The 8,707-nt window shown below is 57.8% G+C and carries 15 protein-coding genes; 10 read left to right on the top strand and 5 right to left on the bottom strand.

Annotation, left to right across the window (positions count from 1 at the left end; translation table 11 throughout):
* Both D3227_RS39220 and D3227_RS39215 read left to right on the top strand, forming a co-directional pair.
* A partial coding sequence (locus D3227_RS39220) for a transposase domain-containing protein (RefSeq protein WP_245452145.1) occupies positions 1–356 on the top strand: 356 nt, incomplete at its 5' end.
* A complete protein-coding gene (locus tag D3227_RS39215) occupies positions 338–1,228 on the top strand; it encodes a PhzF family phenazine biosynthesis protein (protein ID WP_120019335.1) in 891 nt (296 codons plus the stop codon). The genes D3227_RS39220 and D3227_RS39215, both read left to right, overlap by 19 nt.
* A gap of 53 nt (positions 1,229–1,281) precedes the next feature.
* On the opposite strand, the gene D3227_RS39210 is transcribed toward D3227_RS39215, so the two are convergent.
* Together D3227_RS39210 and D3227_RS39205 are read right to left on the bottom strand one after the other, a co-directional pair.
* Positions 1,282–1,458, bottom strand: a complete 177-nt coding sequence (locus tag D3227_RS39210; protein WP_245452144.1) for a hypothetical protein — start codon at positions 1,456–1,458, stop codon at positions 1,282–1,284.
* 313 nt (positions 1,459–1,771) lie between these two features.
* Positions 1,772–2,104 (bottom strand): hypothetical protein, encoded by a 333-nt coding sequence (locus tag D3227_RS39205; protein WP_342634053.1) that lies wholly within the window; start codon positions 2,102–2,104, stop codon positions 1,772–1,774.
* A 60-nt stretch (positions 2,105–2,164) separates the two neighbouring features.
* On the opposite strand from D3227_RS39205, the gene D3227_RS41395 reads away from it, so the two are divergent.
* The gene (locus tag D3227_RS41395; protein WP_147377817.1) at positions 2,165–2,362 is read left to right on the top strand and encodes a hypothetical protein; all 198 of its coding nucleotides are present in this window, start codon (positions 2,165–2,167) and stop codon (positions 2,360–2,362) included.
* A gap of 574 nt (positions 2,363–2,936) precedes the next feature.
* Positions 2,937–3,254 (top strand): hypothetical protein, encoded by a 318-nt coding sequence (locus D3227_RS39200; protein ID WP_245452146.1) that lies wholly within the window; start codon positions 2,937–2,939, stop codon positions 3,252–3,254.
* On the opposite strand, the gene D3227_RS39195 is transcribed toward D3227_RS39200, so the two are convergent.
* Positions 3,232–3,600 carry a hypothetical protein gene (locus D3227_RS39195; RefSeq protein WP_245452143.1) on the bottom strand — a complete coding sequence of 123 codons (369 nt, stop codon included), beginning with the start codon at positions 3,598–3,600 and terminating at the stop codon, positions 3,232–3,234. The two genes, D3227_RS39200 and D3227_RS39195, sit on opposite strands and share 23 nt — an antisense overlap.
* A 231-nt stretch (positions 3,601–3,831) precedes the next feature.
* Here D3227_RS39195 and D3227_RS39190 point away from each other — a divergent pair, with 231 nt between their 5' ends.
* The gene (locus tag D3227_RS39190; protein ID WP_120019333.1) at positions 3,832–4,065 is read left to right on the top strand and encodes a hypothetical protein; all 234 of its coding nucleotides are present in this window, start codon (positions 3,832–3,834) and stop codon (positions 4,063–4,065) included.
* Positions 4,066–4,252: 187 nt separating this feature from the next.
* Here the strand turns inward: D3227_RS39190 and D3227_RS39185 are convergent, their stop codons facing one another.
* Complete coding sequence (locus D3227_RS39185) at positions 4,253–4,474, bottom strand: DUF768 domain-containing protein (RefSeq protein ID WP_120019332.1); 222 nt, start codon at positions 4,472–4,474, stop codon at positions 4,253–4,255.
* 312 nt (positions 4,475–4,786) lie between these two features.
* On the opposite strand from D3227_RS39185, the gene D3227_RS39175 reads away from it, so the two are divergent.
* From D3227_RS39175 to D3227_RS39150, 4 genes are all read left to right on the top strand, one after another.
* Complete coding sequence (locus tag D3227_RS39175) at positions 4,787–5,128, top strand: hypothetical protein (RefSeq protein WP_120019331.1); 342 nt, start codon at positions 4,787–4,789, stop codon at positions 5,126–5,128.
* A 147-nt stretch (positions 5,129–5,275) separates the two neighbouring features.
* Positions 5,276–6,166 (top strand): thermonuclease family protein, encoded by an 891-nt coding sequence (locus tag D3227_RS39170; protein WP_245452142.1) that lies wholly within the window; start codon positions 5,276–5,278, stop codon positions 6,164–6,166.
* Positions 6,115–6,645 (top strand): hypothetical protein, encoded by a 531-nt coding sequence (locus D3227_RS39165; protein WP_120019330.1) that lies wholly within the window; start codon positions 6,115–6,117, stop codon positions 6,643–6,645. Before D3227_RS39170 ends, D3227_RS39165 begins: the two co-directional genes overlap by 52 nt.
* A gap of 712 nt (positions 6,646–7,357) precedes the next feature.
* A complete protein-coding gene (locus tag D3227_RS39150; RefSeq protein WP_120019327.1) occupies positions 7,358–7,621 on the top strand; it encodes a hypothetical protein in 264 nt (87 codons plus the stop codon).
* Between the two features lie 19 nt (positions 7,622–7,640).
* Here the strand turns inward: D3227_RS39150 and D3227_RS39145 are convergent, their stop codons facing one another.
* Positions 7,641–7,886, bottom strand: a complete 246-nt coding sequence (locus D3227_RS39145; protein WP_120019326.1) for a DUF982 domain-containing protein — start codon at positions 7,884–7,886, stop codon at positions 7,641–7,643.
* Positions 7,887–8,218: 332 nt separating this feature from the next.
* Between D3227_RS39145 and D3227_RS41390 the strand changes: the two genes are divergently transcribed.
* Positions 8,219–8,437, top strand: coding sequence for a hypothetical protein (locus tag D3227_RS41390; protein ID WP_147377815.1), 219 nt, complete (start codon positions 8,219–8,221; stop codon positions 8,435–8,437).
* Positions 8,438–8,707 lie beyond the last annotated feature (270 nt).

Here is an 8,707-nt window from a genome sequence, read left to right as displayed (position 1 = left end):
ATGAACGATCCGACCGTTGGCGCGTTCTTCACTGTTCTCGCAGCGAAGCCGGCGTCCGAAATACGGATGCCAGCGATAATGGACTTCGACCTCCTGCCCAACATGGGCAGAATGACCCCGAGATTGCTCTCGGCAGGAAGTCATGGCTCTTTGCCGGATCAGATCGCGGCGCTGACCGTGCCGCCTTCATGGCGACGCTCATCATGAGCGCCAAACTCAACGACATCGATCCGCAGGCCTGGCTTGGCGATGTTCTCGCCCGTATTGCCGACATACCTGTCAAACGGCTTGAAGAGTTACTTCCGTGGAATTGGCAGTCAGCTAAATTTTACCCCAAATGCGGAAAGGCCGCATAAATTCGAAACGTCAGGATGCCATAGTGAGACACGGAACCACAAAATTTTCATTCCAGCAGGTTGATGTTTTCTCTTCCAGAGCTTTGCTAGGTAACCCGTTGGCGGTTGTCATAGGAGCGGATTCCTTGACCGCGTCTGAGATGGCCGTCTTCGCAAGGTGGACGAACCTTAGCGAAACGACCTTCCTTTTACAGCCGAAGTCGGCGGATGCCGACTACCGCGTTCGCATCTTCACGCCTGCTGCTGAATTGCCCTTCGCGGGTCACCCTACCTTGGGAAGTTGCCATGTGTGGCTGTCCTCCGGTGGGCGACCAAAGAGCGGTGACATTATCCAAGAGTGCGAAGCAGGACTTGTCCGCATTCGGCGCGACAATGAACGGCTTTCTTTCGAAGCCCCCCAGCTACGCCGCTCGGGCCCGGTGGAACTCGACACGCTAACGCGAGCTATCAACGGTCTGCGGTTGGCCTCTGATGTCATCGTCGACGCCAACTGGGTGGACAATGGCCCTGGCTGGCTTGCTGTCCTACTACGCTCCAGGACTGATGTCTTGGCGCTACGCCCGGATTTTGCCGTGCTGTCCGGACTGCGGGTCGGTGTTGTTGCTCCCTGGGACCCTATGAAAGAGGGGCCGGATGCAAATTTCGAGGTGCGCGCCTTTACCGCTGCCGGTTTTGAAGATCCTGTAACCGGCAGCCTGAACGCGGGCATCGCCCAATGGTTGATCGGAAGCGGCATCGCGCCCTCGTCTTACATTGCCAGCCAGGGTACTGTCCTTGGAAGGGAAGGACGTGTTCATGTGGAGCAGGTCGATGACCAGATTTGGACCGGCGGCGACGTTAAGACTTGTATCAAGGGCGTTGTAGCCTTTTGATTTGAACCAAATTCGTACTCGCAGCCATCGAAGTCCCCACCCGATCAGGCCGCCTAACCTGCGGCCTTCTCCGGACGGTTACCCTTCGGCGTGATCTCCTCGATCCGCACCTTGTCACCGATCTCCTTGGCCAGCGCTTCGGCCTTGGCCTTGTCCTTCGTGGTCAGCACGGTGCGCCAGTGCGGTTTCTCGAACACGCTCACGATGTAGGTTGTGACGGGCTTTTCCATGATCAGCCGTCTAATGTAATTGCGCTCAACGGATTTCGTCTAGCGCCTTCCGCGATCACACCATAGGCGTCTGCATCTCGGTTATATTAGCTTGTGCTTGTGGCGGACCTTTTCCGCGCCTTGGGCCGGCGTCCCTTACATCCCAACACCCTGCCCAACAGCGAGCCGCCGGGAAGTGAGGAGGCATGAGCAGCTTAGGCTTATGGGTCATACTCGTGACAGCGACCACTGCGATCCTTTACCTGTTGTCGTATTATGTCTCGATCAGTATGTAGGGGCAGCAGCGTCAGGCGTGTGACTTAACTGCGCGGCGCTACCCGGCCGTAGGGGGCCGTACCGGTCCTGTGGTGTTCCACTGGATGAATGGCGCATCCTTGCCGGTGATATCCTTCACCGTCTTCAACAAGGCTGCATGCGTGCTTTGCAGCGCCCGGTAATGGTCGCTGGTAGGCGATAGAAGCGGCTTGACGATGCTCTTATGGAGCGCCTCCGCTGCCGTCAGAAGCGATCGATATCTGCCTGTGAAAGCTGCTTGGAAAGTTTGGTCCTGGCCATTGGCGATCTCCGTTGAAGGGGTCGCCGCAACGGAAGGATTATATTCCTCATGGCTGGTCGGTTGCCAATAGCCGTTCGCTGAAATCGTCAAGCGCGCCCTTGCGGGGGCGAAGCTTTTCGCGATGCTGGGAACTTTTCGGGGGGAAGTGACTTGCGAAAAACGATCGGCATGGACGAACTAGATCATTTCGAAGTCGACGACGATAGGCTCTACTGGAAAGGGAAAGCGGTCGTCCTCGAGAAACGGATAGCGCTCGACCGCTACCAGACCTTTCTGGCGACCATCGCCGCCTTTGGCGCTCTCCTGGCCGGAATACATCCCTTCGGCGCGTCTTGGGGATGGTGGTAACCGTTCCCCCTCTACATCGCCGCGATCACCGCCTCGACGCTCGCTGGCGCCGTCTGGCGCTTCTGGCCGCGCGACATGATCGGCATGGCCGCCTGCCTGCTAATGGCTGGCATGGGTGTTTACCTGCTGATGCGCTAGCGTCTCTGCGGCTTCGGCGTAATCTCCGCGCTGTCGGCTGGCCTCCGTGTGCGGCGCAAAGAAGCAGCGGATATACAAAGACTGGGGGGACGTGCAGATGTGATACTGGCTGTCTTCACTCTCTATGACGCGATTCTTGGGGATGAAATACTGGGTCTTGGACCCCCTGCGGATATTGAAATCGCCGCCCAGCAGCGGCTCGACATAGCGCGGGCTGATGACCCTACAATCCTACTTGTCGTCGCAGCATTCATAGCCGGTGACCGGATCATGGTAGCCGGAATACCAGTTGTGAGCGACGGCGAGTGCAATCAAAATGAGCCTCATGTGTCAGAAACTTTGCGCCTCCATTCGAATATTAGCAAGCGCTTGACTAAGGCCCCGCTCGCTCCAGAATCGTCTGCATGGCGAAGGGAAAATCGGCATCTTGTGGCTTGTGGCAGTGACCGCGACCATGCGCAGATGGGTCGACGAGGACACTGTAAGCGTATCAATCCCGTCCTATGACTTCCCGCATTCGATCTACGACACGTCCAAGGTCAAGCGCGGCCGGCAGATCGAGTTGACTGGCGAGGTCACCCGCATCGACGAAGACAGCGTTACTATCGCCTTGGGACCGCTGGTGGCGGTCGCCATCGAAAGGGTGCGGCTGAAGTACAGGGCACCGAAGCGAAGGAATGCGCCAAGAAGGCAAGGGCCACCTTCAGTTGGCGGCCCCAGGGGAAAAACGCTTAGGCAGGTATCAGAACGGTGATCCGGTGGATACCGACTTCCTTACTTATGTTTGTGGCGTGGTCCGTTTTGCCTTTGCCGCAGGTATAGTACTCGCCCTTCTTGACGTTAAATTCCTTATCGGGGTTCGTCTTCTTAATCGTGAACTCACCGGCAGTGATGAAACAGACCATGTCATTGTCCATCACGGATTCTACGTCGGCAGCCCCAGGTTGGAATACTGCATCGAGCACTAAAACACTTTTCATGCCTGTCATATCCGAGTCCCAAGTGCCTACTTCCACTATGCGAACGCCGGGGGCAATTTCCTTACCGTCATTTGGGCCATATGTCGGGACGATCTCCGCAGATCCCGCGGGCGTCGCCAAAGAGGCGTCGCGGCGGCTGTCGCTAGACCGACTTTCAATGCCGACCGACGATTCATTTTCATCGCATCCTCCTATTGTTGGTCGCGCGTGAGCGAGACACTTCATATTAGCAGGTATGCATCTATTGGCGCTTACCGTTTATCCCCACATTGGCGCAAAGCCCTTGATCCCAGATCTGCAATGTAGGATCATAATCCTATGTGGGGCGATTTCTCTGAACAGGAGGTCGCTATGGTCAGGCGCAATCATCCAAAGCAGCTATCAGGTCAGGATCTGGAGCGGTTTCTACAGGCGGCGGAAGGGCTGCATAAGGCCATCGTCGGCCCGCTGATATCGCCGACATGCGATCACTACCGATCGCTCCAGGCGCTGCATGAGGTGCTGTTGAAGACGGTGCGGGAAGTCACCGGCAAGGATGCAGCGTTCATCCGATGGAACGGCAGGGGGCCGGTGCGCCTCCCATAAGTCCTTAAGCTGTAGCTAATATTGGGTATGTTTAGGGAACGCCAAAAAGGCCTATAATTCGCCAGCCGACAAACCTCTACCCCTGTTTGCCGGTCAGGCCCGGCGGTCAAACCCCAAGCCCCCGCCCATGGCCGCTGGGCCGCTGCAAAACGGGCCGGCAACGCTTGTCGCCGCCGGCCCGCCACAGTCAGTCCGCCACACCGGCCTCATAGTGAAGGATAGCGTCGAGGATCACCTCATAGACGCTCCCAGTCTCTTCCTCGATCTCGCTGCCGCTGATGCCGATCGCCTTGGCATCGGCAAACAGCTTTTGGGTCAATTCAGCGACGGAGATGATGTCGACGCCGACGGTCTCGGGGACGCTATTGGAAATCCACTTGTGCAGGAAGTTGACGGCGCGTGTGCTCATCTCGGCATAAGCTGGCGAGTGGCATTAGGTTCCTTCCTCCCGGAAATCCTGCAACGAAGCGTGCGCAAGTCTTCCTCGCCCCGCAGGTGCTTCACACGCCCGATCAGCCCCGGCTTGACCCATATCGTGGCCGGCCGCTTCATGCCCTTCGGCGGTGGCCCTACGTGTTCCTGCACACGCTCCCATGATGGCACGGCACGGCCGGTGAATCAGCGTTAGATGTGCGGCGGATAAACAAAGTGATTTCGCGCGCCCCAAATCGTCCGAAATCGAAGTGTTGTTCGGCCATAACCTGAAACGACGGAGACGTGAATGAAACTGCCTGTTTTTGCCTTGGCCGGCACGATTTTGTCGCTGACCGGCGCCCAAGCGGCGCCGATGACAATTGGCGCTCCAGCCCACCGCGGTCTGGTCCAGGAGGCGAAAGTGACCTGCGCTTACCTAACCCGGGACGGCTACTGCGTGCGTCCGCACAAAATGCACAAAAAGCACTGGAAGGACCGGCGCTATTACCAGCGTGCCTATCGGACCTATGAGCCGCAGCCGCCAGATGAATACTACTGGCGCTACGAACGTCCGCGGCCGATTATCCGGGTCGTTCCCGACTACGCGCCGCTTAACGATGACGAAGACGATTACGGTTGGGATGATTGAGAACGTAGGGGCGGCTTTTGCCGTCCCTTCAAGCCCCCATGGGCATTGGCCTTGGACTGGCACTGGCTGCTTAACCGCCTCCTTTAGCCGTAGCTAACTGGACTCTCTCCCTCAACAGACGCATTCTCTCTCCGGGGAGACGAGGGCGTGGGCAAAGGCCAGCTTCACATAGGCGCCGACCAGGCTGACCGGTGGCGCAAGCGCAAGCGCGATGGACGGCGCACCGTACGGCGCTCCAACGCGCCTATGCGGCTGGTCCTCATGACCGTGGCCGCTGCTGCCTTTGCTACCCAGTATGTCATCACGAACGGTACAATGTTGCCGTCGACTTGGTTCGAACCTCTACCTCCGCCTATGGGCGGGCGAGCTTCGGTCATCGATGGCGACACTATTGAAATCGCCGGCCAGCGTATCCGCTTCAATGGCATCGATGCGCCTGAGAGCAAGCAATATTGCGATGACGCCAAGGGCTTCGAATATCCATGCGGTCGACAAGCTACACAGGCGTTGGAAGAGTTCCTGGCTGCATCGCGACCGCTCTATTGCAAGTTCGTCGATCGCGATCAGTACGGCCGGCTTGTCGGCGATTGCATTCGGGCTGATCGCCAAAGCCCGCAGAAGTGGCTTGTCGAACAGGGGCTCGCCCTAGATTGGCCTCGCTATTCGAACGGAGCTTTTGCCGCTGAGCAGGCGTCAGCCAAGGCTGCGCATCGCGGCATCTGGCAAGGCCGCTTCGATCAGCCTTGGGATTGGCGAGCAGCGAACGCCGACAAGGTCGAGACGGTCAGCGAGCAGTCAACTGGCTTCTTCGGCCTTCTCGGCAGCGGCTGCAACATCAAAGGCAACATCAGCGTGAACTCTGGTGAGCATATCTACCACGTACCGGGCCAAAAATATTATGACCGGACCATCGTCACACCAAGCAAGGGCGTTGCAGCGAGGCTGAGGCACAAGCGGCCGGCTGGCGCCGGGCAAAGATATAGGTCATGGGGGACAAGGCAGCGAAAAAGCCAAAGGTTGTCCATGGCGCGGGCGTGACGCCGTACGGCATGTACCTAATGGCTCAAAACTACCGTGCGACTGCTGATGCGCTTGAGAACGTGGTCGTTCTCCCGCACGTGACGGATCACCCGCGGCACTTTCTCTACTACCAGGCTCTCGAGCATTTCCTCCGAACTTTCCTGCATTTGAAGGGCCAGAAACTCAAGAAAATCCAAAGGCTGGGACACGACTGGGGTAAGATGCTGGACCGCTGCCAATTCTATGACCTGCAGCTACCCGCCCAAGCTGAAAAGTTCATCCGGTCAAGCGCGCTTGATAATGCCCTCGTCAGGGTTCGATACGAGATCGTGGTCAAAACGAAAGGTCGCAAGGCGCGCTCGACGCTGCCTCTTGAGAAGGCCATCTACGCACTGGAACTGGCTGTCGGCCAGGAGCCTTCGCGACTGGCCTTTGCATCGCAATTGCCTTGTACGGAAGATCGCCTACGTCCGAGATACAGCCTCCTCACAATCTAGGCATGTGGGGAGAGCGGCACGTCATAGGCTAAGTCCCGAAGCTGATCGCGCCGCCGACAAACGTCTTCGAAGCAAGCCACCGAACCCGAATGCCCTGCCGCTCTCGCGCCGATGGGTTGTGTGTCTCGGCGTGCATGAAGTCGTTCTTGCCGCACCGTTCGCAGCTCATTTTGCTGTCTACCAACTCGGCCTCAACATCCCCGAAGATTTCCCTTAGGTCACTCGGCTGATACCAGCGTTTGACGTTGCAGAGCCCGCAACGGACAAGCACCAACTGCCCGACCTCATGGGCGTTGCTGAGCGTCCATGCGCCTCCGCGCTTCCGTCGTCCACCAGTGTCGGGCATGATCCAAAATAGGAACTCATTCCTCCCTCAGTCAATTCACCCTTGACAGTTTTGTTCCTATTTTGTTCACTGTGAGCATACAGCGTTTGGAGTGACCGCATTGGACCTCATCGTGAGTGACGAAATCAGCGTCCCAAGGCCGGAACACGCCACAGCACCCGACATCCAGCACCATTGGTGCGAGCGCCCTGGTTGCGGCAAGGATGCTGGCTGGGGTTTCGCGAAGCCAAAGCAGGCACCGCATTGGTTCTGTTTTGAGCATCGCGGCGATGGTGAGACATACCTGTGAGACAAGCAATGCCAGCCGAGCAACAGCATAGACGGAAGCGCAGCGGGACCGACTAACGGTCAGCGAAAGGCAACACCATGTCAGAGCATATTTTTCCCCAGCAGAAGGCTCCTAAGCTGATTGTCGTCACCGCATTTGATCGCGATGAGACCGGCGACCTCCAGCCAGTCTATGGGCCAGCCGAGCAGCAGACGGAGGACCGGGCAATAAGGACCGCTAAGGGCTTGGCGGGGAAACATGCTGGCGTCATTGCATGGTCACGTGATGCGAACCCGTCGCTTGGGGAGTATGGCGAGCCGACTACGCTCTTTGTTGGCGGCGATGTGCCGGACATGGAGTGACGACTGGACGGTCAGGCGCCTAAGCAGGTGGGAGGAACATGCTCTCTTCCTTGGCCGCTGCCTCGAATGCCTTGCGGACCTTCTGAGTGGGCACATTGCCTTCCATTGCGGCCATGCAGGTTTCCACTGCCTGTTTCCACTTAGGGCCACGCTTGGTCCACTTCAGGAGTTGCTCGGAGGCACCCTCGACGTGGCTGACCCCGAAGCGGATGCCTGGGCGGTCGGTTCTGACGTACACCGGAGGGTTGAACCAGTGGAGAGCCATACCAAACAGCTCCTGTCAGTCCGCCTTCATCGGCACATCTATGTCCAGCCTTGCCCTAACATAGTTTGCCACTGCTTCGGAAAGGGGTTTGTGATCGAAGCCTTCAGGCCTCTGAGAGCGCGCATACTTAGTGTACAGTTCTCTTGAATATGCGAGCGATAGATCAATCGCGCTTTCTCTGCCTCATCGGTGACCTGACTGGATGCGATGACATTGACGGGATGACAGATCAGGCGCAAGTTGAGCGCACCGACCGAGCCCGGGCGGGCCCGGCCGGGACCGCGTGTGCAATTGAAAACCTCGAGCAGCACGGAGACTGACGGGAGGAAGAAATGAGCCAGGTCAAGGACGTTTGCGATCGAGCACGATCGCTATGGCTGCGGGTGGTGCGATCGACCCACCCTGTCGACGATGTCGAGAACGACGAGCTGTATCGGCTGATCGACGGCAAAAACAAGGTCAACACCGGCACCAACTTCGAGGCGTCCCGCTTCGACATCGAGACCCGTCTATCGCGGTGGGAGAGCTACAAGCCGCCGAACGTTAACTGAAAACTACCATCGGCCTCGAAATACTGTACAGCGCGTACCAGGAGTTGCCTCGAATAATCATAGAGTGCGCCCTCGTTTGCCGAGGACAGTGTCTCTGCTCTGGCGTCCATGTCTTCAAGCATGGCGTCCCTTTGCTGCGCAATGCCTATACATGGTAGGAGCGCTGGGGATACTATTGGGGGATAGGACCGTGATTATAGTCACCGACATGACTACCGCGCTTCCTGTCGTGATTGGTGCGTTCGTCTTAAATATGCATCAGTTCTAACA

Source organism: Mesorhizobium waimense, assembly GCF_003601975.1.
GTDB classification, from domain to species: domain Bacteria; phylum Pseudomonadota; class Alphaproteobacteria; order Rhizobiales; family Rhizobiaceae; genus Mesorhizobium; species Mesorhizobium waimense.
The sequence above is the reverse complement of the archived record's forward strand: the minus strand, read 5'-3'. Positions and strand labels throughout refer to the sequence as shown.

What these genes read in the sequence shown, in the direction of transcription:
- D3227_RS39175 (WP_120019331.1), top strand. Translation starts at nt 4,787, where the DNA reads ATGAAACTGCCTGTTTTTGCCTTGGCCGGCACGATTTTGTCGCTGACC.
- D3227_RS39190 (WP_120019333.1), top strand. Translation starts at nt 3,832, where the DNA reads ATGGTCAGGCGCAATCATCCAAAGCAGCTATCAGGTCAGGATCTGGAG.
- D3227_RS39210 (WP_245452144.1), bottom strand. Translation starts at nt 1,458, where the DNA reads ATGGAAAAGCCCGTCACAACCTACATCGTGAGCGTGTTCGAGAAACCG.
- D3227_RS39185 (WP_120019332.1), bottom strand. Translation starts at nt 4,474, where the DNA reads ATGAGCACACGCGCCGTCAACTTCCTGCACAAGTGGATTTCCAATAGC.
- D3227_RS39215 (WP_120019335.1), top strand. Translation starts at nt 338, where the DNA reads ATGCGGAAAGGCCGCATAAATTCGAAACGTCAGGATGCCATAGTGAGA.
- D3227_RS39150 (WP_120019327.1), top strand. Translation starts at nt 7,358, where the DNA reads ATGTCAGAGCATATTTTTCCCCAGCAGAAGGCTCCTAAGCTGATTGTC.
- D3227_RS41390 (WP_147377815.1), top strand. Translation starts at nt 8,219, where the DNA reads ATGAGCCAGGTCAAGGACGTTTGCGATCGAGCACGATCGCTATGGCTG.
- D3227_RS39165 (WP_120019330.1), top strand. Translation starts at nt 6,115, where the DNA reads ATGGGGGACAAGGCAGCGAAAAAGCCAAAGGTTGTCCATGGCGCGGGC.
- D3227_RS39145 (WP_120019326.1), bottom strand. Translation starts at nt 7,886, where the DNA reads ATGGCTCTCCACTGGTTCAACCCTCCGGTGTACGTCAGAACCGACCGC.